This window comes from Parapedobacter sp. ISTM3, assembly GCF_016533505.1.
GTDB classification, from domain to species: domain Bacteria; phylum Bacteroidota; class Bacteroidia; order Sphingobacteriales; family Sphingobacteriaceae; genus Parapedobacter; species Parapedobacter luteus.
The window spans coordinates 319,358-342,233 of sequence record NZ_JAENGN010000002.1 but is presented as its reverse complement, the minus strand read 5'-3'; the positions used below and the strand labels follow the sequence as shown (position 1 = coordinate 342,233).

At 49.1% G+C, this 22,876-nt stretch carries 21 protein-coding genes; 11 read left to right on the top strand and 10 right to left on the bottom strand.

The features are described 5' to 3' along the window. Window positions 1-4: 4 nt before the first annotated feature. Window positions 5-1,114 (bottom strand): Gfo/Idh/MocA family protein, encoded by a 1,110-nt coding sequence (locus JHJ32_RS04205; protein WP_233632464.1) that lies wholly within the window; start codon window positions 1,112-1,114, stop codon window positions 5-7. A gap of 134 nt (window positions 1,115-1,248) precedes the next feature. Between JHJ32_RS04205 and JHJ32_RS04200 the strand changes: the two genes are divergently transcribed. From JHJ32_RS04200 to JHJ32_RS04175, 6 genes are all read left to right on the top strand, one after another. After that, on the top strand, window positions 1,249-1,794 hold the full coding sequence (locus JHJ32_RS04200; RefSeq protein ID WP_200120029.1) for an OmpA family protein: 546 nt from the start codon (window positions 1,249-1,251) through the stop codon (window positions 1,792-1,794). 9 nt (window positions 1,795-1,803) lie between these two features. Further along, entirely contained in the window at window positions 1,804-2,982 is a 1,179-nt protein-coding gene (locus JHJ32_RS04195; RefSeq protein WP_200120027.1) for an AIR synthase related protein, read from the top strand. Window positions 2,983-3,017: 35 nt separating this feature from the next. After that, window positions 3,018-3,455, top strand: coding sequence for a RimK/LysX family protein (locus JHJ32_RS04190; protein WP_139378624.1), 438 nt, complete (start codon window positions 3,018-3,020; stop codon window positions 3,453-3,455). Between the two features lie 54 nt (window positions 3,456-3,509). Then, entirely contained in the window at window positions 3,510-4,436 is a 927-nt protein-coding gene (gene rimK / locus JHJ32_RS04185; protein WP_079716645.1) for a 30S ribosomal protein S6--L-glutamate ligase, read from the top strand. Between the two features lie 37 nt (window positions 4,437-4,473). Continuing rightward, complete coding sequence (lgt, locus tag JHJ32_RS04180) at window positions 4,474-5,298, top strand: prolipoprotein diacylglyceryl transferase (RefSeq protein WP_200120025.1); 825 nt, start codon at window positions 4,474-4,476, stop codon at window positions 5,296-5,298. Window positions 5,299-5,541: 243 nt separating this feature from the next. Further along, window positions 5,542-6,759, top strand: a complete 1,218-nt coding sequence (locus tag JHJ32_RS04175) for a multidrug effflux MFS transporter (RefSeq protein WP_079716647.1) — start codon at window positions 5,542-5,544, stop codon at window positions 6,757-6,759. On the opposite strand, the gene aroQ is transcribed toward JHJ32_RS04175, so the two are convergent. Genes aroQ through JHJ32_RS04155 form a run of 4 tightly spaced genes read right to left on the bottom strand, consistent with a single transcriptional unit; the run spans window position 6,698 to window position 12,364 of the window. Further along, the gene (gene aroQ, locus JHJ32_RS04170) at window positions 6,698-7,120 is read right to left on the bottom strand and encodes a type II 3-dehydroquinate dehydratase (RefSeq protein WP_079716648.1); all 423 of its coding nucleotides are present in this window, start codon (window positions 7,118-7,120) and stop codon (window positions 6,698-6,700) included. The genes JHJ32_RS04175 and aroQ overlap by 62 nt on opposite strands. Before the next feature lie 28 nt (window positions 7,121-7,148). After that, the gene (locus JHJ32_RS04165) at window positions 7,149-8,807 is read right to left on the bottom strand and encodes a gliding motility protein RemB (RefSeq protein WP_079716649.1); all 1,659 of its coding nucleotides are present in this window, start codon (window positions 8,805-8,807) and stop codon (window positions 7,149-7,151) included. A 59-nt stretch (window positions 8,808-8,866) separates the two neighbouring features. Further along, window positions 8,867-11,542 carry a TonB-dependent receptor gene (locus JHJ32_RS04160; RefSeq protein WP_200120023.1) on the bottom strand — a complete coding sequence of 892 codons (2,676 nt, stop codon included), beginning with the start codon at window positions 11,540-11,542 and terminating at the stop codon, window positions 8,867-8,869. Window positions 11,543-11,551: 9 nt separating this feature from the next. Next, the gene (locus tag JHJ32_RS04155; RefSeq protein ID WP_200120021.1) at window positions 11,552-12,364 is read right to left on the bottom strand and encodes a GLPGLI family protein; all 813 of its coding nucleotides are present in this window, start codon (window positions 12,362-12,364) and stop codon (window positions 11,552-11,554) included. Window positions 12,365-13,251: 887 nt separating this feature from the next. Here JHJ32_RS04155 and JHJ32_RS04150 point away from each other — a divergent pair. Both JHJ32_RS04150 and murI read left to right on the top strand, forming a co-directional pair. Then, window positions 13,252-14,670: a glycoside hydrolase family 125 protein gene (locus tag JHJ32_RS04150; RefSeq protein ID WP_200120019.1), complete on the top strand. Its 1,419-nt coding sequence runs from the start codon at window positions 13,252-13,254 to the stop codon at window positions 14,668-14,670. A 32-nt stretch (window positions 14,671-14,702) separates the two neighbouring features. After that, complete coding sequence (gene murI, locus JHJ32_RS04145) at window positions 14,703-15,524, top strand: glutamate racemase (RefSeq protein ID WP_200120017.1); 822 nt, start codon at window positions 14,703-14,705, stop codon at window positions 15,522-15,524. Window positions 15,525-15,534: 10 nt separating this feature from the next. Here the strand turns inward: murI and JHJ32_RS04140 are convergent, their stop codons facing one another. Both JHJ32_RS04140 and JHJ32_RS04135 read right to left on the bottom strand, forming a co-directional pair. Continuing rightward, entirely contained in the window at window positions 15,535-15,987 is a 453-nt protein-coding gene (locus JHJ32_RS04140; protein ID WP_233632463.1) for an OmpA family protein, read from the bottom strand. 104 nt (window positions 15,988-16,091) lie between these two features. Further along, window positions 16,092-18,257 (bottom strand): glucoamylase family protein, encoded by a 2,166-nt coding sequence (locus tag JHJ32_RS04135; protein WP_200120013.1) that lies wholly within the window; start codon window positions 18,255-18,257, stop codon window positions 16,092-16,094. 168 nt (window positions 18,258-18,425) lie between these two features. Between JHJ32_RS04135 and JHJ32_RS04130 the strand changes: the two genes are divergently transcribed. From JHJ32_RS04130 to JHJ32_RS04120, 3 genes are all read left to right on the top strand, one after another. Continuing rightward, a complete protein-coding gene (locus JHJ32_RS04130) occupies window positions 18,426-19,379 on the top strand; it encodes an acetyl-CoA carboxylase carboxyltransferase subunit alpha (RefSeq protein WP_200120011.1) in 954 nt (317 codons plus the stop codon). A 300-nt stretch (window positions 19,380-19,679) separates the two neighbouring features. Continuing rightward, window positions 19,680-19,907 (top strand): DUF433 domain-containing protein, encoded by a 228-nt coding sequence (locus JHJ32_RS04125; RefSeq protein WP_079716654.1) that lies wholly within the window; start codon window positions 19,680-19,682, stop codon window positions 19,905-19,907. 1 nt (window position 19,908) lies between these two features. Continuing rightward, window positions 19,909-20,244 (top strand): DUF5615 family PIN-like protein, encoded by a 336-nt coding sequence (locus JHJ32_RS04120; protein WP_200120010.1) that lies wholly within the window; start codon window positions 19,909-19,911, stop codon window positions 20,242-20,244. A gap of 135 nt (window positions 20,245-20,379) precedes the next feature. Here the strand turns inward: JHJ32_RS04120 and JHJ32_RS04115 are convergent, their stop codons facing one another. The 3 genes from JHJ32_RS04115 to JHJ32_RS04105 are packed head-to-tail and all read right to left on the bottom strand — an operon-like array spanning window position 20,380 to window position 22,869. After that, window positions 20,380-21,159 (bottom strand): SDR family oxidoreductase, encoded by a 780-nt coding sequence (locus tag JHJ32_RS04115; protein WP_200120009.1) that lies wholly within the window; start codon window positions 21,157-21,159, stop codon window positions 20,380-20,382. Window positions 21,160-21,164: 5 nt separating this feature from the next. Then, the gene (locus JHJ32_RS04110; RefSeq protein ID WP_200120008.1) at window positions 21,165-21,995 is read right to left on the bottom strand and encodes an amidohydrolase; all 831 of its coding nucleotides are present in this window, start codon (window positions 21,993-21,995) and stop codon (window positions 21,165-21,167) included. A gap of 19 nt (window positions 21,996-22,014) precedes the next feature. Further along, window positions 22,015-22,869, bottom strand: coding sequence for a fumarylacetoacetate hydrolase family protein (locus tag JHJ32_RS04105; protein WP_200120007.1), 855 nt, complete (start codon window positions 22,867-22,869; stop codon window positions 22,015-22,017). Between the last annotated feature and the right edge of the window lie 7 nt (window positions 22,870-22,876).

The window sequence follows — 22,876 nt, the reverse complement described above, 5'->3', positions numbered from 1 at the left end:
CAACCTAAAGCACTATCCGTTCGCCTCGCTTAGCCGATTCCCTTGCCGCATGCAAAATCTCCACGACAATAAGGTTGTTGGCGAGGGAAGACAAATCGTTTTCCGTATCGATGGTTCCACTAAGCACCGCTTCCAAGTAAGCGAGGTGATCGCGGAAATACCCGTTCTTCACCGGTATATTCGTCTGGCTACCGGGGCTTGAGTAACGCACCAGTGTACTACCGTCTATGGCATGAAACGAAACGTCCTCGCCATATACCTGTATATCTTTAATGCTGTACGGCCAATCCCATGAGGCCTGAATGATGCCGGTGACGCCTCCCTTATATTCCAGTATGATTGTGGCGTCGTCATCCACATTCGGATATACCGCCGGTTTTAATTGGCGGGTAACGGCCGTCACCGCCAAGGGCCGCTGGTTTTTCATCAGCCACGTCATCAGGTTGGCACCATAACAGCCGAAATCTATCAACGCGCCGCCTCCATTTTTTTCCGGATCAGTTAGCCAACTTAAAAAAGCCTCGCTGCATCCAATTTCTTTTGGCCCCTGATGCCCATCCTTGACGATCACTTTTTTCAATGTGCCGAGCGCTCCTCCATCTGCCAGTTGTTTTAATGCCTGGTTACTTGGATACCAGGTCGTCTCGTAATTGGTATATACCGCCGTCCCATGTGCTGCAGATAAGGCAGCGATGCGTTGCGCTTGTTCGTTATTAATCGCCAAGGGCTTCTCTACCATCAGCGGTATTTTCAACGGCAAGCAGGCCTCCGCAACCTTCACGTGCTCGGAGATGGCGTTGTAAGCCAGCACGACGTCAGGGCGAACGGCCTGGAGCATCTCGTCTACCGTTGAGTAAAACAACGTGTCCGAAAGTTTATAACGTGCCTGAAAGCGACGTATCAACGCCTGATCCGATTCGGCGATGCCAAGGATGTCCACCTCATGCCGCTGATAAGCGCTTAACAGCGGATGGACATGATCATGGCTCAATCCGGCAACTGCCACTTTTAAGCCTTCCCGTGCGAATGCATCATTGAATAGCAATAACGAGAAAATGAGGAACACATATCGCTTCGAATAGGTTGGCATCATCATTGTACTTATCTTCACCATAACTATGAATTCATGTAATTTCGCATAAACAGATTAAGAACCAAGTATATGGAAAAAAATCATAGTTATGTATGATCCACTCCATATAATTTATCAGATATTTTCCTATGTTTACAACAGCAAAGTTATTTCACATGAAAACCGTAAAGAGTTGTATATTAATGGCCTATATCGGGATATTGGCCGTATCTCATCAAAGCTGCAAGCCGAAACAAGTCGTACTCCAGCCTGCCGCTGAAGTAATTGAAAGGGAAACCCCGGCAGAGCGGGTTGTTGCGGAGCCAAAAAAAGAAGAGCCTAAAGCAGCACCTACCCAATCGGAGCCGGCACCGGTAGCACCGCCAAACTACAATTTCAAGAATATTCAATTTGAGTATGATTCGCACGTATTGAAAACGGAATCTTATGCCATCCTCGATCAAATCGCACGGGAAATGCAAAAAGATCCCGATGCCCGATTTGTTATCGACGGCCATGCTTCTATCGAGGGTACCGCTGCTTATAATATGGAATTATCTATTGATAGAGCGAATGCCGTTAAATTATATTTGGTCAATTCGGGAATCAGTGGAAATAACCTAACCGTCAACGGCTATGGGGCTACCCGGCCTTCAGCATCTAACGATACCGAGGCCGGGCGGGCGCTCAACCGGCGTGTAGAAATCAAGCATGTAGATTAAGGGAGGGAAATGGCAGATTTAAAGTATAACCAACGGGGGGTTTCCGCAGGCAAAGAGGATGTACACCATGCCATCAGAAATTTGGATAAAGGGTTATTTCCAAAGGCCTTCTGCAAGATTATACCCGATATATTAGGCGGTCACGACGCTTGGTGCAACATCATGCATGCAGACGGGGCGGGCACGAAATCATCGTTGGCTTACGTGTACTGGAAAGAGACCGGCGATCGGTCGGTATGGCGCGGCATTGCCCAAGATGCGATTGTCATGAATCTCGACGATTTGCTGTGCGTGGGCGCGACGGATAACATCTTATTATCGTCGACCATCGGACGCAATAAGCATCTTATTCCCGGAGAAGTGATTGCCGAACTTATCAATGGCACGGAGGAGATCCTCGCTGAGCTTCGGGAGTTGGGTGTCGGTATCTATTCCACGGGTGGCGAAACCGCCGATGTTGGCGACCTGGTACGGACCATCATTGTGGATAGCACGGTCACCTGCCGGATGAAGCGATCGGACGTCATCTCCAATCACCGCATACAGGCCGGCGATGTTATCGTCGGATTGTCCTCCTACGGGCAGGCCACCTACGAACGGGAGTACAATGGCGGCATGGGCTCGAACGGGCTGACCTCGGCGCGGCACGATGTGTTCCATAAGGCAATTGCTTCCAAATTTCCGGAGAGCTACGATCCGGCCGTCCCTGACGAGTTGGTATTTGCCGGCTCCAAGGGGCTGACCGAGACGATTGACATCCCGGGCCAAGGCCCTGTGACGATAGGCAAGCTGGTATTATCGCCTACGCGCACGTACGCTCCTGTCATTAAACAGGTCCTCGACAACTATCGCCCGCAGATCAATGGCATGATTCATTGCAGCGGCGGAGCGCAGACCAAGGTGCTTCACTTTATTGACGATTTGCACGTCATCAAAGACAACTTATTTGATGTGCCGCCACTGTTCAAGCTTATCCAGCAAGAGTCCAATACCAGTTGGGAGGAGATGTACAAAGTATTTAACATGGGACACCGGATGGAACTATACGTGCCCGAATCCATAGCCGCAGACATTATCCGCATTTCGGAACAATATGGCATCGCCGCACAGGTCATCGGGCGTGTAGAATCCTCGGCCGCAAAACAGGTCACCGTTGAGTCTCCTCTTGGTACGTACGTTTATTATTGACCCAGCCCACGTCTAAGGCAACAACCACCCCCTTTATGTTGAAAACCATCGGCTGGAAGGAAACCGTAGATTTGCCGGAGTTGGGTATCACCGATATCCCCGCTAAGGTGGATACCGGCGCACGTACATCCGTGCTCCATTGCAGCCACGTTCAATTAATCAAGAAAGGCAGGAAGCAATATGTCGAATTCCGCCCGTTGGATGGCCATCCCGGTCATCAAACGAATACGTATGTCTTCCCCTTTCATAGCGAGCGGCGCATTCGGAATTCGTTTGGACAGGAGGAAAATCGCTATATTATCAAGACCACCATCTTGTTTTTCAACGAACTGCATCCGATTGAACTGTCCCTGCGCGACCGTTCAGGCATGGAGTTTCCAATATTGTTGGGCCGATCGTTCATCCGGAGGAAGTTCCTTGTAGACGTTTCTCGGGCAAATCTGTCAAAAAAATCAACCAAAGACAGCAAGTAATCCAAACATTAACCCGTCCTTATTGTTTCTATCGACGATTAATCGCAGCACCACGTGAAAATAGCCGTATTATCGACAATCAAAAGCCTATATTCTACCCGCAGACTGGTGGAGGCCGCCCAAATGCGCGGCCACGAGTGTGTGGTCATCGATCACAGCCAATGTTATGTAGGTATCAAACAAGGAAAACCCAGCATCCATTACAAAGGACAGGACATCTCCGATATTGACGCAATCATCCCGCGTATCGGGGCTTCCGTCACCTTCTATGGTTCGGCCATTGTCCGTCAATTTGAAGTAATGGGCGTTATATCGGCCAACCCAAGCCAAGCGATCACGCGGTCGCGCGATAAGCTTCGCTGCATGCAGATACTCTCCGGGGCTGGCATTGGGATGCCTACCACCGGTTTTGCCCGCCGAACACGTGATGTAGACGACTTAATTAAAATGGTTGGTGGCCCGCCCCTGGTCATCAAACTGCTGGAAGGCACCCAGGGTATTGGCGTCGTGTTGGCCGAAACCCGTAAGGCGGCTTCATCCGTTATCGAAGCATTCTACGGGTTAGGCAATAATATCCTTATCCAGGAGTACATTAAAGAGTCCCGCGGAACAGACATTCGTGCTTTTGTCGTGGATGGCAAGGTGGTCGGCGCCATGAAACGTACCGCCAAAGAGGGCGAATTCCGGTCAAACTTACACCGAGGTGGCACCGCGGCTGTAATAAAGCTGAATAAAGCCGAACGGGAAACCGCAGTGCGGGCGGCACGGGAATTGGGACTGACCGTATGCGGGGTGGATTTGCTGCCCTCAGACCGGGGACCACTGGTGCTCGAAGTCAACTCATCTCCGGGGCTTGAGGGCATCGAAAAGGCCACGCACAAAGACATTGCCGGCGAAGTCATCGCCTTCCTTGAGAAACAATACATCTTAAAACAACAAACCAAAAAAGAACGGAAGGCAAAGGCAGGCCCTAAACTTTAAAAACACTATATTTACCGGCCTAAACAGTTTAATAACCATGACAAACAGCATATTAAGCGCCATTCACTGGAATGTAAGCCCTGAGATATTCAGTATCGGCAGTTTTGAGGTCCGGTATTATACCCTGTGTTTCCTGCTGGCTTTTGTCAGCAGTTATTTCCTGATGCTACGTATCTTTCAACGCGAAAACAAGTCACAGGAATTGCTTGATCAGTTAAGTATCTACATCTTCATTGGTACCTTGCTGGGTGCCCGCTTGGGGCATTGTTTATTTTACGAGTTCGATTACTATAAAGACCACCCGTTGGAGATGATCTTGCCCTACACCTATGTCAATGGCAAATTTACCCTTACAGGTTTCCACGGGTTGGCCAGCCATGGCGGCGCTATCGGTATTTTGGCTGGCATTTTCCTGTTTTGCCGCAAAACGAAAACCGATTTTCTTTGGCTTACCGATAGGCTCGTGATCGTCATTCCGTTGGCAGGCGCCTTTGTACGCATCGGCAATTTCTTTAATTCAGAAATCATAGGCTTACCTTCCGATTTGCCTTGGGCCGTAGTCTTCGAACGTGTAGACCAAATCCCGAGGCATCCTGCACAGCTATACGAGGCCCTGTCTTACGTGCTTATATTTGTCTTGTTGTGGAATATCTACCACAAGAAGCCCGTGTTGAAACCAGGATTCATTTTCGGCTTATTTCTGATCCTGCTCTTCGGTGCCCGATTTGTCCTTGAATTTGTCAAAGAAAACCAAGAAGCGTTCGAAGACGGGATGACCTACAACATGGGACAATTATTGAGTCTGCCCTTCGTCGCTGTTGGTATTTACCTCTTATTCAGGCCAGCTAAGAAAACAGCGTAACCGTCGGCAGACCGGCTCAATAGGTAGCTGTAAGCTGTGCTGACAGGTTTCGGGCCGAACAGGGGCTTTCGCGGGATCCGAGGGCAGCTTTGGATACGCAACGCAACTGGAGGACTCGCTCCGTTCATCCCCCAGGTTGCTTATGCGCATCCAAAGTGCCCGGACAAAATGCTTAAAAGGCGCCCCTACCAATTGAATAAAGACAAGTAAAAAGCCGAAACAAAGCTGTAATTTTGTAACTGCATGGCAGCTACAACAAGGCATCGTCTTTTTACCTTCATTATCCTTGGACTCTTATCGGCTGTAGGCCCTTTTTCCATTGATATGTACTTGCCCGGTTTCGATGCCATCGCAGCCAGCTTAAAGACCACTGTAGCACACGTCCAACTCTCATTAACGTCTTTTTTCATCGGCATCGCTTCCGGCCAGCTCGTTTACGGGCCGCTGCTCGACCGTTTCGGCCGTAAGCCACCATTGATTGTCGGGCTGGTTATTTATATTGCAGCATCCATCGGTTGTGCCTTGACCAACTCCGCAGACAACCTGATGGTGTACCGCTTTATTCAAGCACTGGGCAGCTGCGGCGGCATGGTGGCATCGCGCGCTATGGTCAGGGACTTTTTCGGACCGTCGGAGAGCGCCAAGGTCTTTTCCCTGCTGATGCTGGTCATCGGTATTTCGCCAATCCTGGCCCCTACCGTGGGCAGTTTCGTCATCGCACATTGGAATTGGCATGGTATCTTTATCGTATTGGCGGTCATTACGGCGTTGATATTGGCCGTAGTCGCTTTTTTCCTTCCCGAAAGCAAAGGCCCCAATCCAACCATGTCGCTAATGCCCCGGCCCATTACCCAATCGTACTGGCAGGTCTTCAAGACAAGACAGTTTTTTACTTACGCATTTGCCGGCGGCTTGGCCTCTTCGGGGCTATACGCCTATTTGGCCGGATCGCCTTATGTCATGGTGTCGCTCTATGGGTTGAACGAAAAGCAGTACGGATTGGTATTTGCGTTTATAGCGTCAGCATTAATTGTTGCAAGCCAGTTAAACAGCGTGTTGCTCAATAAACACAGCAGCGAGAAAATAGCCAGAATAGCGTTGATGGCACAATCATCCGTCGGACTCATCCTGACTATCCTCTGTGTCACCGGATATATCAATTTATTGGTGATGATTGGCCTGATTTTTCTGTTCTTGGGCTGTCAAGGTTTTGTGTTCCCCAACACATCGGCATTGGCGCTCAGCCCATTCAGCAGACTGGCTGGTAGCGCCTCGGCGTTGATGGGCAGCATCCAGATGGGCTGTGGCGCGCTATCATCTGCCTTGGTAAGCTATCTTCACGATGAAACCACGGTACCGATGGCCGCGGTGATGGCAGGCTGTGCCTTGCTGAGCTTAATTATCTTGTTAGCAAGCTCTCCAGCGCCAGCCGGTAACCATCCAACCCGAAACCGCAAATAACCCCTTTGCAATTTTTTGCCAAATAGGAATGATGTCGGTAGGACTCCCTGGCGTACACATTGGAAATATGCACCTCCACCACCGGGGCCGTTACCGCCGCAATGGCATCTGCTATTGCCAGGGAAGTGTGGGTGTACGCACCGGCGTTGAGGATGATACCCTCCGTTGCGAATCCGACCTCATGAATTTTGTCGATGATAGCGCCTTCATGATTGCTTTGGAAATAAGACAACGCCACTGCGGGATAGGCGTCTCGCAGTGCCGCCAAAAACGTGGTAAAATCCTGATCGCCGTAAATGCTTTTTTCCCGTATGCCTAAGAGGTTCAGATTCGGGCCGTTGATGATGGTAATCCTGCTCATACTGCAATATCAAAAAAAATAGTCTGTTTTAAAAATCATAATAGAAATTGCGGAACGAGCCACGCAAGCCCAGGGTAATCATGCCCGTCTGGGGATGCCTGCCCAATTCAGGGATTTCATGCCGGCGGTATACCGCACCGGCTTCAATCCGCAGGTTATATTTCGGATTAAACAAATAGGATACCCGCCCATCGGCAAAGAATAAATTGTTTTTAACTCCCTGGCCGATGTAATTGCCATACTCGTTGGCCGGTATCAGATACGATTTGAAAATATCTCCGCCGAAATTCGCTTCGGCATCTGGATCTGTACCGAACTGGCCCCATATCCCCTGGAATGAAAAATCAAACCGGCCGTATGAATAATTTAGTATACCCACCAATTCCCGGAAGTTGGCCCCCCAGGGGTGCGCCAACGGCTGCCCGTAATTGCTGTAGTTGCTTGCCGGATCGAAGTGCGCATAAGTATACGGGCGCGCCGTATTGTATTCTGCCAAGAAGTTCAGATCTTTTATGCCAAAAGCGTCAAATCCACGAAAACCAAGTTGCGCCCCCCATTTGTTGGTCACATGCCCGTTGGTTGAGAAGAAATTCTTGGCCACGAATTCCCCCAAAAGGAACTGCCCGTACACCGATAGGTTCTTCAGGGCTTTGTATTTGGCATTTAATCCCAGGTGCATTTTGTCCGGAGAAGATGTATTGGTCAGTTCCACCGGTCGCATAAAAATAACCGGGTTAAAATAGTTAAAATCAAACCCCCGCCGCCCCGCGGCATTTTTGGCTCCCCACACGACCGATTGGAATAAGCCCACAGATAGCCTATTGTCAACATTCCAATCCAGGTATTGGAAAGCCCCCCATTTCCAGTTGTCGCCGCCCCGTGTCGGCAAACCGGTAATCGGGTCATACGTATTCGAACGCGGATGCATGGGATCCATCATGTACGTCCACATACTTAAGTATTGGACATTTCCCAAATTTCCGGTCAGCTTCAACGCCGTATAGTTTGATGAAACATCAGACAGCAGCATCGAACGGTATCCATCGCCAATAAACTGTTTGTCGTAGGCCAGCGTAACATTGAGGTATTTATTTACGGTGTACGACAATACCGCCGAAGAATACATCCAGTCGCTCATCTTCGGGTTGGAGTAGGACGTCTTGCCATGGCCTTGACCAGGAACGATGGCTTGCTCAAAAACATAAGCATTCAGGTACTGCGGAAACACCGCTTGATTCTCGAAAAAATTCACATAAAGGAAAAACTTATCCTGTATGGTCAGGCCCGCTTGTGCACCCCTGGTGTTTACCCAGGTCGTCCGACCTCCGCCGGCAAAATCACGCCCAAGCTGAAAATCAGGCAGAAAATCGGCATAAAACGTGTGATCGTCTTTTTTGATATCAATCAAATGCTCATTATACAGCTTGCGGCCCCACCATGAAGTCCGTTCGGTCACACCCAACTGCATCAACGAATCATACCGCGGCTGCAACGCGCTGTCAATGATGAGCGGTTTCAACGCGGTATGAAGCCTTGTATCGCTATGGTACAATACGTTATTGAGTTTCTGGTAAAACTGATAAGAATAAGGCTGATAGGTTGATTGCGCGTTTCCGATATAAACCGCACAACTTAATATCACGACGGACACCGTCCGTATGCAATTATCGTATAGACGTTCTATCATATGAAAAAATCAGACAACAAAGATAACATTGCCATCCAAGAATTAAGCCATATTATGGATTAAAATCGGTAAGCGGCTCCAAACAGGAGCATTCGGGGCTGTAAGGCGAAATCCCGGCGCACATTGTTATAGTCAGACACATGGACAACAACCAATCGCTGCTGGTTCAGCGCATTCCGCACATTGGCCGTGAAGGCAAGCCTGTCCTTGATAACGTCCCACTTTGCCCCAAAATCCAGGAACAGGGTTTGGTAATTGTTGTCTGTTTCGCTGCGCACCCAGCGATAATATTCCAGCGATTGCGTGACCAACATGCTATTGCTAAGCCTCCATGTGTTTTGCAGGCTAACCAGCCAATTGGACTGGTTATTTCGTTGCTCACTTTTTCCAACGGTTGTCCGGTTTAGCTGCAGGGAATTCCGCAGCCGAAACACGAGGTTATAGGGGATGTTAAAACTGGAATTCAATGCCAACTCATTGCTCACCGTCGTAGCATTTACTTGCCTTTCAGTGTAAGAATTGACTTGATTGATGTAACGATACCGCGTCACGTTGCTGGACAGCGATGTGAGCAGATTAAGTTTGGATAACATTTTATCAATCCCCACACGCATACCGGAAAATGGTAGGGTTTCACGGCTTGGATACGCAGTGCTATACAAATAGATCGGGTCGTAAAGAATGGTTGACTGCAGTGCATTATTGGTTACACCATGATAAAGATACACGTTGGCAAAAAACTGACGGTATGGAAAACGGTAAGTGTAGCGCAAGCCGACGTTTTGATTCGTTAGCATGTAAGGCGTGGTTTCGTAATTGCGTGCATTTCGGTAGTTGGTAAAGATAAAGCCGCTATACTGGTTGCGGAGCGGTGCCAGCTGCCGGTTATAGGTGTAATTCACTGAGAGCCGATGCCGACGCCAAAACGACCACTGTACACCTACATTTGGCGCCAAGTAAAATGCTTGCTGGTTAAAATCAGAACTTGCGTTAAGCCTATCCGCAAGTTGTGCAGCGTCATGGTGTACACCCAAATCTCCGTAAACCTGAACAGGCCCAAGGCGTAGACGTCCGTCGACATTCGCGCCTAACCGGTGCGTCTTCCTAGTATATTGATTGCTGAATGCAGCCTGCCGGGCGGTTGGATTGTCGTCTTCAAATAGCCGTGATTCCAAGTCTTCCTGATCATACCGGTAGCTAAGCACCGCTCGGTACATAAATCCATTGTTTAGCCGGGATGTCCATTTGGTCGTCAGGGCAAAGCCACTAAACGGACTCAGGTAATGTTGAGCCATCGGATAGTCAAAACTCCCTTCATTCGCTTCAACCGCCGCATATGTTGGAACAGTTAGCCGTTGATTCAAGCTGTTCCGAAGGTATGCCGATTGAACCTGTATGATAGACGCCGTACCGATGCGCGCGGAGTAATCGGCGTGTACGAGATGCCTGTCTTGCCCGCTCTGCAAGCCCTGAAATACGGCATTTTCGTTGAGTATTATCGATGTGTTTTCGTCGTGTTCGATATGCAGACCCGTGTACCGGATTTTCAATAGACTTGCGGATGTTATTTGATACGTCGCATCGATGCCCCCTGACCACTGAAGTGGGTCGTTGCCATACACTGCGTGTTCATCAAACACGGTCGTATCACCTTGGGAAAAGTAACGCGACAGGGAATGGGACGTGACTCGATTGCCATCGGCATAGCCCTGAAAGTTAACCCGGATAGACAACTTATCCGCAGGGTTACTCACTGCATTCAGCGAACCTAACCGCCCGTTGTTGAATAGCGTCCGCTGCCTATTCACCAATGGCGTGGCAACGACACCAATATCCAACAGCTCCGTATTTTCTTCTGTCAGGCGGATGTCATCGCCCGCAGTATTTACTCCGGCGTTGCCACGAGGAACACCGACCTCGAACCCAGCGTTATTCCCTTTAGCCAGCAGATAGGCTTTGAGCACTTTAGCAAGCACGATACCATTTGCCGTAATATCATACTTGCCTTGAACGCCGCCTGCGGCCTCCACACTTCCCAACAGCAATTTCCGGCCCTTGTCTTTCAGCCGCAGATTCAGCGCAATTTCGTCGGAATCTAAGATGCCTTTATATAGCGGGTTTTCTAAATATCCTCCCACCACTTCGACATCTTCAACCACAGCTGCCGAAAGATTCTTGGAAAGCAGCTGATAATCCGTACCCACCAAATCATCATCTTCAATATTGATCTTGGAAATATTTTTCCCGTTCACGGATATCCGCCCCTGATCATCCACGCGAAATCCCGGCAACTTTGCCAGTGCTTCCTCCAAATTGCGCTCCGTCTGGTTAGTGAAAGCTTCCAGGCGATAAACTACCGTGTCGCCACGCTCCCGGATGGCGGCCCTGGCATTGACGTTCACTTCCTGTAAGACCTTTTCCTCTTGCGTCAGGACAAAATTCGCCGAGCCAGTCTTCCTTACCGTTTCATCGATCGTTATGCAGGTTCGCCTGAAGCCCAGCATGCTCGCGCAAATCGTGGTCGCAGATGTGTCCTTCACTGCTACCCTAAAGACGCCATCCGTAGCTGTACTACTAAACGCCACAATCGCAGAATCCGCTTGCATCAGTATAATTGACGCGTTCGGTATCGGTTGTCCGGCACCGTCCTTGACAGTCCCTGATAAGGATAGCGTTTGCCCTTTGGCGCAAACTAACATGAGTAAAACAGCAAAAAGCGAAAACCAATTCTTCATCCACCCCAATCAATTCAACGTTTTTTCGATGAGGAATCGAAGGGTTCGCGGCATCCCTATCCGGGCATTAGCATCGGGCGCGCGTTCACGGATCATCTTTTCAAACTTTATTTGCGCAGCCTTATTGGACTCTTCGACAAATTTGTCCGCTTCCTCCCTGAAGGTTTTGAAATCCGCAAAACGAACCCCCTTACTCGGCGGCGTAATCTCGACATCCCCTTCAGCCGGGATGGCGATCTGTTCAAACAGGAATGACAACTCACCATCCCGTGTGGTTGCCTCTAAAATCAAGCCCGGCAGGCCGCCCAGCTTCCATGGCCCGTACGGCAGGGGGATATCCGGTGTAAACCACGCATCATATGTCCTGCCACGGAACGTGCCTACCGCTTTTTGGCAGGTGAAATTGCCGATTGCCTTTTTTTCGTTGATCAGTTCCCACTGGATGCCCGGCAATGTGTCGTTATAAATAAACGTTTCCCCCTTTACGCGTTCGGCGACGATCAGTTCTTTGGCGGCGTAGTCGGCATAAACCTCGTTTCCGGTTCGCTGAATACCTATCGTCATAAAGGGAATGGCATATCGATTGCCCTGCGCATCCACCGTATCGCGCTGGGCACGAGTTTGGGGTATTGTCGCATAGCCATAATGCGTCTTCCCGCCTTGAAAGTGCAGCTCACCCTGATAGTCCGTGGAGCCGATGATTTCGATAATATGCTGCTGAATATAAGTAACCTGACCGGACGATGGTTGTCCGGCACTGCGTGACATGAAGACGCTTAACCACAGTATTAAAGACAGTAAAAACCGGCTGATAATCCTCATAATGCTCATTTTAGTAGTAAAAAGAAATGCGGCATGGGGTTTCCTTCCCCAGTTGGCGACGTTGGTTTAATTATCCCGCATCACATTCTTCCGTGCAATCACCATAGAAGCCATCAATTATCCAGCCTGCTAGCTCATCGATGCTACCACAGTCAGCTGTGAGCTCTACAATTGTGACATCATCCGCGGGACAGCATTGCAGAAGGATATTCGTCGTACAATCTTCAAGGGATATAACATTTACATCAGGTTGGCTGTATTCAGCCGTGGTTGAAATCGGTTTACTTGACAGAACCATTTCGTATCGGGCCGAAAGCTGGGAATCTGAACGTTTAATTAACGCCGCTTCGGCATCAGTGACCGACCGACCGAAAGCGATAAACGATAACGGCAAACAAACAAACAAACAAACAAACGAAATACTTAAAAAACGATTGACTTTTCATAACAAATTGATTAAATAATTCAACAACTAAAAATACGACCGCATTTCTTACTATAAATTTCCTTATAAATATCACAAATTCAAAGAAAAAATCAAAAAATACCAACTTTAAACAAAAAAACAAGACTTATCACACAAACAAAACAACCACATCACCCACAAAAACCAACACATTCATTATAAAACCAATAAATTCACTTTTTTTTGACTTACCACTCAACAAAACTAACCAATCCGCATTATCTTTTTTAAAATTTCAAGCTCTTAACTTACAAAAAAAAAGCAAAAATCCATAAAACAAAAAGCCTCTAGGACATTTCAAATAGTAGGTGTCGCGCAGCTAAAACGAATTGGCAGCTACTTGGTATTAGTTTTTTTTGCATATTGCGGCACTGAAATCGGCGCAGATGAATCTGCAGTACCCATAAATGAACCAGGTATCATGAAACGAAGAACATTTATTCAAAACACAGCGATGTTAAGCGCGGGGCTTTGGGCAAGTAAGTTTTCGATGGCTTCCAACGCGCAGGAATTTCCGACGGTACGTGTATCGCCCAACGAGCGGCACTTCTCCAGCGAAGCGATCGAGCAGGCTATTCAAGAATTCCAACGTCAAGTGGGAGATAAAGAACTCGGATGGTTATTTGGCAATTGTTTCCCCAATACGCTTGATACCACCGTCTATCCCGAAGACAAGGACGGCAAGCCTTACACCTATGTGATTACCGGCGATATCGACGCCATGTGGCTCCGCGATAGCTGCGCACAGGTCTGGCCTTACCTACCTTTTATGGCTGCCGACAAAAGCCTTCAACGGCTGGTCGCAGGTCTGGTCAATAAACAGAGCCAATGCATCAACATCGATCCATACGCCAACGCGTTCTACAACGACCCCACCAAGGTGGGTGAATGGGGCAGTGACCACACCGACATGAAGCCGGGCATCCATGAGCGCAAGTGGGAAATCGACTCCCTTTGTTATGCGGTCCGCCTGGCTTACGCGTATTGGAAAGCTACGGAGGATACCTCTCCGTTTGGTAAGGAATGGGTGACCGCCCAGCGGAATATCCTGAAAACGTTCAAGGAACAGCAGCGCAAAGACAGCCTGGGGCCTTATCGGTTTGAACGGACCACCGCACGCGGATCGGATACGTTGCAGGTAGACGGATACGGGTACCCTGTCAACCCTGTAGGACTTATCTGTTCCAGCTTCCGGCCCAGTGACGATGCCACTGTCTTTTCGTTTCTCATCCCCTCCAATCTATTTGCGGTGGTGAGTCTGCGCCAATCAGCAGAAATGCTCGCTCACCTTGCCAATGAACAAGCGCTCGCTACGGAAATGCTTGACTTGGCCAATGAGGTGGAAAATGCCGTAAAGGAATACGGCATCGTAGACCATCCGATGCATGGAAGGATATACGCTTATGAGGTCGACGGGTTTGGCAGTTACATGATGATGGATGATGCCAATGTACCCAGCCTCCTATCGCTTCCCTATCTCGGCGCGGTGGATGTCAACGACCCGATTTACCAACGGACACGCGCTTACGTACTTTCCGAAAACAATCCGTTTTTCTTTAAAGGTTCGGCCGCGGAAGGTATTGGCGGGCCACACATCGGACGAGACATGATTTGGCCCATGGCCATCACCATGCGGGGTTTGACGGCTATTAACGATGCAGAGATAAAATCCTGTATCGAGACCTTAAAAAACACCCACGGTGATACCGGCTTTATGCACGAGTCGTTCCATAAAGATGATCCGAAACGGTTCACCCGTAAATGGTTTGCATGGGCAAACACACTATTTGGCGAATTTTTATGGAAAACCTACAAAGAAAAGCCATATTTGCTGAAGTAAACGGGGTTGAGTGACCTCCGACTACTAAAAAAATGGGGCCCATAGGTATATTTGACTCTGGTTATGGCGGATTGACGGTCTTCCGGGAAATCGTGAAGAAACTGCCGCAGTACGACTACGTATATTTAGGTGATAACGCCCGCGTGCCTTATGGCACGCGGTCATTTGAAACCGTATATGCCTATACAAAGGAATGCGTCGAAAGCCTGTTTAGTATGGGATGCCATTTAGTGGTTTTGGCATGCAATACGGCCTCGGCCAAAGCGCTCCGCACCATCCAGCAAAAAGACTTGCCCCATTGCCCCGATTTGCGCAAGGTTCTGGGCGTCATCCGCCCCACAACCGAAGTAATCGGTCTTCACACCTCGACACGCCATGTCGGTATCCTGGCAACCCCCGGAACGGTGAAGTCCGCTTCATACCCGATCGAAATCCGGAAATTTTTTCCCGACATAACGGTGTTCCAGCAAGCATGTCCGATGTGGGTTCCCTTGGTTGAAAATAACGAATTGGATTCTGAGGGCGCCGCCTATTTTGTCGAGGCAGATATCAAGCGGCTACTCCATCAATCTCCCGATATCGACACGGTCATATTAGCCTGTACGCACTACCCGTTGCTCCTGCCGCTCATCAGACGTTTCATGCCGCCATCTATCCAAATCCTACCGCAAGGCGGTCTGGTGGCCGATAGTCTGGCCGACTACCTCAAGCGCCATGCGGAAGTAGAAATGCTTTGCACGAAGAATGGCCGCACGCATTTCTTTACGACAGACAACGCAGCAGATTTTGAAGAACGGGCCGGAAGGTTTTATGGCCAAGCCGTCAAGGCGTCCGAATTGAAAATGCAATTTTAAGAAGCTACTACTATGGCTTCGCTGTCACAATGGTGACCTCAACCCGGCGATTTCGTTGCCTGCCTTCCTTGGTGTTATTGGGGGCCACAGGTTTAGACTGGCCGTACCCATTCGTCGTAATTCGGGTTTCGTCCAATCCTTTTTCGACAGCATATTTCTTTACAGACTCGGCCCTTTTTTCAGACAACCACTGGTTATACGTTTCTGTCCCCGTAGCATCGGTATGCCCGTCCACAATGAGTGTCGCCCCGGGATAGTCGTTCAAAAGCGCCACCAATTTGTCCAGTTCATTTTTCGCCTGGTCGGTCAAATAAGAAGAGTTCAGCGGGAAAAGCACGTCCGCATCAAACGTGACCATAATGCCCCGATCGGTCATTGCAGCATCTTCAAAATTGCTTTGCACATGCTTCAGGCCATCCTGCGTACCGTCAACGGTTACTTGAGCCCCTGGATTGACTGCCATTTGTTTGTTTTTGCAGGAAAACACCGCGGCAGAAATAATGAATACAAACGTAAAAATGCTATATCGTTTCATGTTGAGAATTGGATGACGTAAAAATAAAAAAACTACTCAATTGAAAAATGATTTTCAATAACCTTTTTTATGTCCGGATGATCGGAAAACAAATCCCAGATTAATCCACTGCGTCCATTTTCAATCATCACCACTACCGCCGCCTGATTCATGGCGTCGTATTCATCTGCCAGCGTGTTTTCACCGATCGCAATCCATTTGCGGAATCCATATTCCGTAAACAGCGCAGGCCCAAGCTGATGGTAGAATGCCCGGATGGACCGCATAGCATCCTCCGGCAGGTAACCATAAGTGGCCGATGCGATAGCGGGATTAACCGCCACCAAGGTATCAGTCGTATCCGAGCGTGTTTCCATCCCCCAGATATCTTTTGAAAACCCACAACATTGATGCTCGTTGTCACGCCGCTGATACGCTTTTGCAAGATTGACGTTGTTGACGAAATAATTGGTGAACCTGTCTTTTTTATTCCTCGGATCAAACGCCAAAAACGGCTTGTATGCTTCCAGCAATGAGGTATCGACCGTTCCAACGGCTATTGGCAAACCATACACGGTACTGTCCGAAGTATAGGGAAATTCCAGATAGCTGGGTAATGAAGGGCCGCTTCCCTCGCGGATCTTCACCGAAAAAACACGGTTGTCTGCCAGGGCCAAGGCCTGGGTCGAATCCACCAGTGTCCTCCGTACCCCCAACCCCCGGGCATAAGCATCCGGTTCAAGTGCAAACTGGGGCGAAGCCAACGCCAGTATATAACAGATAAAGTCGGCATTGAAGCCGCCTAATGGTGAAGCTTCCGTAAATCCGGTAACGGGCGACCAGCGGTCAAGTAAAATATGTTCGTGCCCTTCGATGGCAAATTGATTCCAGGCTACGCCCGCCCATAAGGAATCAATTTTTTCAGTCAGCGAGTCGGTATCGTCACTATCCGCCTGAAAATATTGCTGCGCGACCAGCAATCCCTGCATCAGGAATGCCGTGGCCTTAAGGTCTGCCACGGGAATGGTATCGACCGCAAAGACTCCTTTGCCCGTACGGCCGTTTAGCTCAGCGGGGTACGCCCCGTTGTACCGTTCTACTTTACCCAAAAAATCCACGATACGCTGGAGCCTGCTTTTGACCAACGAACGTGACACAAACCCTCGTTCAACCCCCACGATATATGACAAAATGCCCAAGCCCGTTTCTTTCACGGAAACCGTGGCGTCATCCGTACCGAAATGTGCCGAATGCATGCCGCTGTTTACTTCCGCCCGTTCCCAGAAGTAATTGAAATGTGCCGCTTGCACAGCATCCAACAACGCCTCATCACTGGACGTTTCCGGCGAAGCCTCCACGATATTGGAAAATGGCGATTCGAGGTAATCATAATCTACCCAGGCTATCTTGTAATAGTACGTTTTATTTGAATGAGGCACAAAATCAGTACATTTTTGCACAAAAATAGGCCGGATAGCGACAGGCTCGAAATGCGTGTTGTCTTCTGACCGATAGATTTTAATGTACCGTATGCTGGGGGTGAGCGGCAGTTGCCAGGTAAGGTCCACATGCCTGTCGTACGCTTTCGCCGTCGATAACACGGCTGGCGACGAAAGCTTCACACGTGGCGGCTTAGCGGGCAGAAATTCAATCTGATCGATGTATAGCCAGTGGGTGCCGTTGTCTCCCGTCCCCTGAGAAAACCGCACACCGTCGATTGCCTCATCCATGCGCAAGCCGCCGATAACCCGCAATGGCAATCGTACATTCAGCCACATGTTTTGCTGAAAGTCAACCACATATTTAGCCAAATCTATGAAATTGCTAAGCGTATCCTTCTGCCGCAAAGCTATTCTGGGCAACGCGCCACTTTCCGTATCTGACGCAACAAACAGCTTGAACGTTAGCACGTCATCCGCTTTTGGTTGATAGTGATTTGAACTGTTGGGATAGTCGATCTGCGCATACCAGTGCCCCTCCGGCGAAGCTGTATACTTCAAAGACAACGCATTACCGGGCGTGAAATACACCGAATCCGACACCGGCAACCTGCCACCGACATTTTCCATCCAGCTTCCGCCTTCGTAATGCACCTGACTGTAGGCATAGCTCCCCGGCAACACACTGTTTTCAAATAGTACTTCTGGATAGGTTTCTGCTATGGCCGAAAACGCCGACACGAAAAAAAAATAAAAAGATAACGTAGTTGCTCTAATCATACGCATGACTGAATAATGCCTCGTACTAACAGGACAAAGGTACACAAAAACCAAGCCATTGCTGGTGGTAGGCGATAAGTGACGGGCAATCACTGACCACTACCGATCACATTTTTAAATAATCAATACAATTCCCTAACTTAGCGGCCTGATTTTGCAAAGGCATTTATGGAGACAACGTTTGATTTTGAAAAACCCATTGCAGATCTGCAGCTACAGATCGAAAAAGTGCGCCAAGTAGCCGACAAGACCAAAGTGGATATGAGCGCTACGTTGACGGAGTTGCAGGATAAATTGGAAAAAACCAAACACCAAATATATAGCAATATGACTGGTTGGCAAAAAGTGCAGATGTCGCGTCATCCCGACAGGCCCCAGACGCTGGATTATGTCAGTCAGATTTGTGAACAATTCATTGAACTACATGGCGACCGGAATGTAAAAGACGACAAAGCCATCGTCGGCGGTTTTGCCACCATTGGCGGCCAGCCCGTCATGATCATTGGTCATCAGAAAGGCAAGAATACGAAGGAAAGGCAATTCCGGAATTTCGGGATGGCCAATCCCGAGGGCTACCGCAAAGCCTTGCGTTTGATGAAATTGGCCGAGAAATTCAATAAGCCGGTCATCACATTGATTGATACCATGGGCGCCTATCCGGGCATAGAAGCCGAAGAACGGGGGCAAGGCGAAGCCATTGCCCGTAACCTCTTGGAAATGGCTGTCCTGAAAGTACCGATCATCTGTATTGTTATCGGTGAAGGCGCTTCCGGCGGTGCATTAGGTATCGGCGTAGGTGATAAGGTGTATATGCTTGAACACACGTGGTATTCGGTCATATCGCCTGAATCCTGTTCCTCCATCCTGTGGCGTAGCTGGGATTACAAAGAACGGGCTGCCGAGGCCCTCAAATTGACAGCCGCCGATATGCTGAATAATGGTCTTATCGATGGTATTATTCCCGAACCATTGGGCGGGGCGCATCACAATCCGGCAGAAATCGCCGAATCGGTCAAACAACAAGTGCTTGCAGACCTGGCTGTTTTGCAGAAAAAGCCAGCCGGCCAACTGGTTTCCGAACGCATCGATAAATTCAGCAAGATGGGCGTCGTTATTGAATAACCCCGGGTACGAAGAAGATTCAGCTCGTATTCTTACGACTTACGACCTCCCGCGGATTCTTGGCATTCCGGCCGTTTCCTCACAGCAGATTTCCGTTTGCTCAACAAACGTCTAACCTGACTCATTCTGTTAAAGGTTAGCCGTCCGTCGCAGTAAAGCATCCGCTAATGATAGCCGACTACGCTGGTCAGGGCAATCGGGTCTTGTTTTATGAGCGTTATCCACATAGGTCAAAAGATTCCGTTTTAGGTCCAGGGAAAAGGTGTTGGACATTAATGAAATTTTTTATATTTTTACATCATGGAACAGTTTTCATCCTATATCGCAATCGATCCTAACATCCGTTTCGGAAAGCCGTGTATTAAGGGTACGCGTATTGCTGTTGTTGATATTCTCCAATGGCTGGCTTCCGGCATGACCAATGCTGAAATCCTTGAAGACTACCCACTATTGAAAGAAGAGCACATTCGGGCTGCACTTGCATTCGCCGCCAACCGGGAAGCCTTCATCAGAATTGTAGCCGCATAGCATGAAACTGCTTTTGGATGCAAACTTGTCCTGGCGTTTATCAAACAAACTTAAAGTCTACTTTGAAGATTGTTTACACGTAGATTATATCGGCCTCACCGTACCTGCCAAAGACATTGATATTTGGAATTATGCTTTGGCTAACGACTTAATCATCGTTACCAATGATGATGATTTTCTCAATCTTGCCAATGTGAAGGGTTTTCCGCCAAAAGTGGTTTTATTAAGGACGGGCAACCAAAGCAATGTCTTTTTGGAGCAATTACTAATCAGACACAAGGAAGACATCGAAGGGTTATTCGGTTCGAACGAATACGGTTTCCTTGAAATCATATAACCAATCCGCTGGCACGCACATATGCATGCTGTCCATAATACAACATGCCTTGGTTTGCATCCCGACCATGGTCATCTCCAGCGTGACTTGCAAAGGATGTCTGCATCAGTCGCGAAGCGGCCGGACCCCACGTCTTTAAAGCGCCCTATCCAAATGCACGTACCCGCCATCCACGTGGATCAACTGGCCCGTGGTGTGGCTCGAACAAGGTGACAGCAAAAACACCACCATGTTCGCTATTTCCTCGGCAGTGGTCATCCGTTGTCCGAGCGGAATTCGTTCGGTAATTTTCCGCAACATCTCGTCAGGGTTAGGCAATGTTCGAATCCATGCATCGTACAGGGGCGTAAAACACTCGGCCACAATCACCGCATTTACACGAATCCCATATTTTAATAATTCCACGGCCCATTCCCGTGTCAGTGCATTGCGGCCTCCATTAGCCGCGGCATAAGCCGACGTATTGCCTTGTCCGGTTTCGGCGGTTTTGGAGCTGATATTGACGATGCTGCCTTGGCTTACTTTCAAGGCTGGCAGTGCATGATGAGCCATCAGGTAATAGTGGATAAGCGATTTATGTAAGCTATCCACAAACTTTTGGTAACTGCCGTGTTCCAAGCCGATCCCATCGTTTACACCCGCATTATTCACCAAGCCGTCGATACGTCCAAACCGGGCCAGCGTTTCGCTGACAGCGCGTTCGCAATCCTCCGGACGGGTCAATTCGGCTTCTACGCTGAGTGCCTGCCCGCCCATTGCTTCCACTTCAAGCTGCACCGCGGTATTATCGGCCTGTTTTCGCCCTACAATCACCGGAATCGCTCCCTCGGCAGCCAAGGCCAACACGATGCCCTTGCCGATGCCTTTAGCTCCCCCCGTTACGATGATTATTTTATCGTTCAAATTTAAATTCATGATGGTTATAATTTATAAAAGTCTACGGCATTTTTATACCATACCCGCTCTTGTTCGGCCGGTGATAACCGACCAACCAGGCCGTCCACCAACGCAAGCACCTGTGCATAGTCGGCCGCAACCAAGCAAACCGGCCAGTCCGAACCAAACATCATCCGGCGAGGTCCAAACACCTCCATGGCGTGTTGTGCATAATACCCAAAATCCGAGGGCTTCCAGTCGTTCCAGTCTGCTTCGGTAACCATCCCCGAAAGTTTGCAGTACACGTGTTCATGTCGGGCCATCGCCTCCATCTGCACTGCCCAAGGTTGGCGAGCTCCGCTTTTGATATACGGTTTGGCCAAGTGATCAATCACAAATGGCTGGTTAGGAAAATACCCGACAAACTCCAACGCCGCTTCCAGTTGATGGGGCTTGATGAGTATGTCATAGGTATAACCGTAGCCGGCCAGCATTTCAATGCCGTTCAGGAACGCCGGGCGCAATAAAAAACGGGGATCCTCCTCCCCTTGCACAATATGCCGAAACCCTTTTAGTTTGGGGTATTGGCTAAAGTATGCCAGGCGTTCCGAGACATTGGCCGACTGCAAATCCACCCAGCCAACCACGCCTTCGATAAACGCGTACCGGTCGGCCAGATCCAGCAGAAACAACGTTTCCGCCTCCGATTGATCGGCCTGTACAGCTACACACCCCGATATACCATTGGCGTCATATACCGGCTTCAAATCGACCGGCAAAAAATCGCACTGAATCGGCGCCATATCATTGGTTATCCAGGCATCCCTTACGGGTTGGTATTTCCAAAAGTGCTGATGTGCGTCAATACGTTTCATCGTTTGAATTCGAAATCTATCAGCTTTGATAAGCTTTTACCGTCTGGCGGGATACACCTAACCCGTCAGCGCCCAACTCCACCACATCACCGGGTTGGAGATAAATGGGTGGGTTAAAACCCAATCCCACGCCTGCCGGGGTGCCCGTGGATATGACATCCCCCGGCAACAGGGTCATAAACTGGCTTACATAGCTGATAATGAATGGTACGCTGAAAATCAAATTTTTGGTATTGCCGTCCTGGTACGTTTTGCCATTCACCGTAAGCCAAAGCCTGATGTTATTGATATCTTCGATTTCGTCTTTTGTCGCCAGAAAAGGGCCTATCGGAGCGAACGTGTCACACCCCTTGCCTTTGTCCCATGTACCTCCGCGCTCCAACTGGAATTCACGTTCGGAAACATCGTTGTGCAGCACATATCCCGCCACATAATCAAATGCAGCGGATTCTTCTACGTAAGTTGCTTTTTTGCCTATCACGATCCCGAACTCCACCTCCCAATCGGTCTTCGTTGAATTTTTGGGTATGATGATATCGTCATAAGGCCCACTTAACGATGTGGTAGATTTCATAAAGATAATCGGTTCCGTAGGTATTTGGGCACCGGTTTCTTCGGCATGATCACGGTAGTTGAGCCCAATGCACAGGATTTTCGAAGGCCGGGCTATCGGGCTTCCTAAGCGCGTACCTTCCGGCACCGGTATGAGCCTGTCCGCGTTGGCTTTGACAAATTCATCCAATCGAGCAAGGCCGTTATCCTCAAAAAAAGCTTCGTTATAGTCGCCACCAAAGGCAGACACATCGTAGTTTATGTCGCCAAGCTGCACCCCTATTTGTTCGCGGCCGGGGTCGCCGTATCGAATCAGTTTCATGGTTATC

Excerpts from the sequence above, each read along its gene's own strand:
- JHJ32_RS04205 (WP_233632464.1), bottom strand. The coding sequence starts at position 1,114 with ATGGTGAAGATAAGTACAATGATGATGCCAACCTATTCGAAGCGATAT.
- JHJ32_RS04200 (WP_200120029.1), top strand. The coding sequence starts at position 1,249 with ATGAAAACCGTAAAGAGTTGTATATTAATGGCCTATATCGGGATATTG.
- JHJ32_RS04195 (WP_200120027.1), top strand. The coding sequence starts at position 1,804 with ATGGCAGATTTAAAGTATAACCAACGGGGGGTTTCCGCAGGCAAAGAG.
- JHJ32_RS04190 (WP_139378624.1), top strand. The coding sequence starts at position 3,018 with ATGTTGAAAACCATCGGCTGGAAGGAAACCGTAGATTTGCCGGAGTTG.
- lgt (WP_200120025.1), top strand. The coding sequence starts at position 4,474 with ATGACAAACAGCATATTAAGCGCCATTCACTGGAATGTAAGCCCTGAG.
- JHJ32_RS04175 (WP_079716647.1), top strand. The coding sequence starts at position 5,542 with ATGGCAGCTACAACAAGGCATCGTCTTTTTACCTTCATTATCCTTGGA.
- aroQ (WP_079716648.1), bottom strand. The coding sequence starts at position 7,120 with ATGAGCAGGATTACCATCATCAACGGCCCGAATCTGAACCTCTTAGGC.
- JHJ32_RS04165 (WP_079716649.1), bottom strand. The coding sequence starts at position 8,807 with ATGATAGAACGTCTATACGATAATTGCATACGGACGGTGTCCGTCGTG.
- JHJ32_RS04160 (WP_200120023.1), bottom strand. The coding sequence starts at position 11,542 with ATGAAGAATTGGTTTTCGCTTTTTGCTGTTTTACTCATGTTAGTTTGC.
- JHJ32_RS04155 (WP_200120021.1), bottom strand. The coding sequence starts at position 12,364 with ATGAGGATTATCAGCCGGTTTTTACTGTCTTTAATACTGTGGTTAAGC.
- JHJ32_RS04150 (WP_200120019.1), top strand. The coding sequence starts at position 13,252 with ATGAAACGAAGAACATTTATTCAAAACACAGCGATGTTAAGCGCGGGG.
- murI (WP_200120017.1), top strand. The coding sequence starts at position 14,703 with ATGGGGCCCATAGGTATATTTGACTCTGGTTATGGCGGATTGACGGTC.
- JHJ32_RS04140 (WP_233632463.1), bottom strand. The coding sequence starts at position 15,987 with ATGGCAGTCAATCCAGGGGCTCAAGTAACCGTTGACGGTACGCAGGAT.
- JHJ32_RS04135 (WP_200120013.1), bottom strand. The coding sequence starts at position 18,257 with ATGATTAGAGCAACTACGTTATCTTTTTATTTTTTTTTCGTGTCGGCG.
- JHJ32_RS04130 (WP_200120011.1), top strand. The coding sequence starts at position 18,426 with ATGGAGACAACGTTTGATTTTGAAAAACCCATTGCAGATCTGCAGCTA.
- JHJ32_RS04125 (WP_079716654.1), top strand. The coding sequence starts at position 19,680 with ATGGAACAGTTTTCATCCTATATCGCAATCGATCCTAACATCCGTTTC.
- JHJ32_RS04120 (WP_200120010.1), top strand. The coding sequence starts at position 19,909 with ATGAAACTGCTTTTGGATGCAAACTTGTCCTGGCGTTTATCAAACAAA.
- JHJ32_RS04115 (WP_200120009.1), bottom strand. The coding sequence starts at position 21,159 with ATGAATTTAAATTTGAACGATAAAATAATCATCGTAACGGGGGGAGCT.
- JHJ32_RS04110 (WP_200120008.1), bottom strand. The coding sequence starts at position 21,995 with ATGAAACGTATTGACGCACATCAGCACTTTTGGAAATACCAACCCGTA.
- JHJ32_RS04105 (WP_200120007.1), bottom strand. The coding sequence starts at position 22,869 with ATGAAACTGATTCGATACGGCGACCCCGGCCGCGAACAAATAGGGGTG.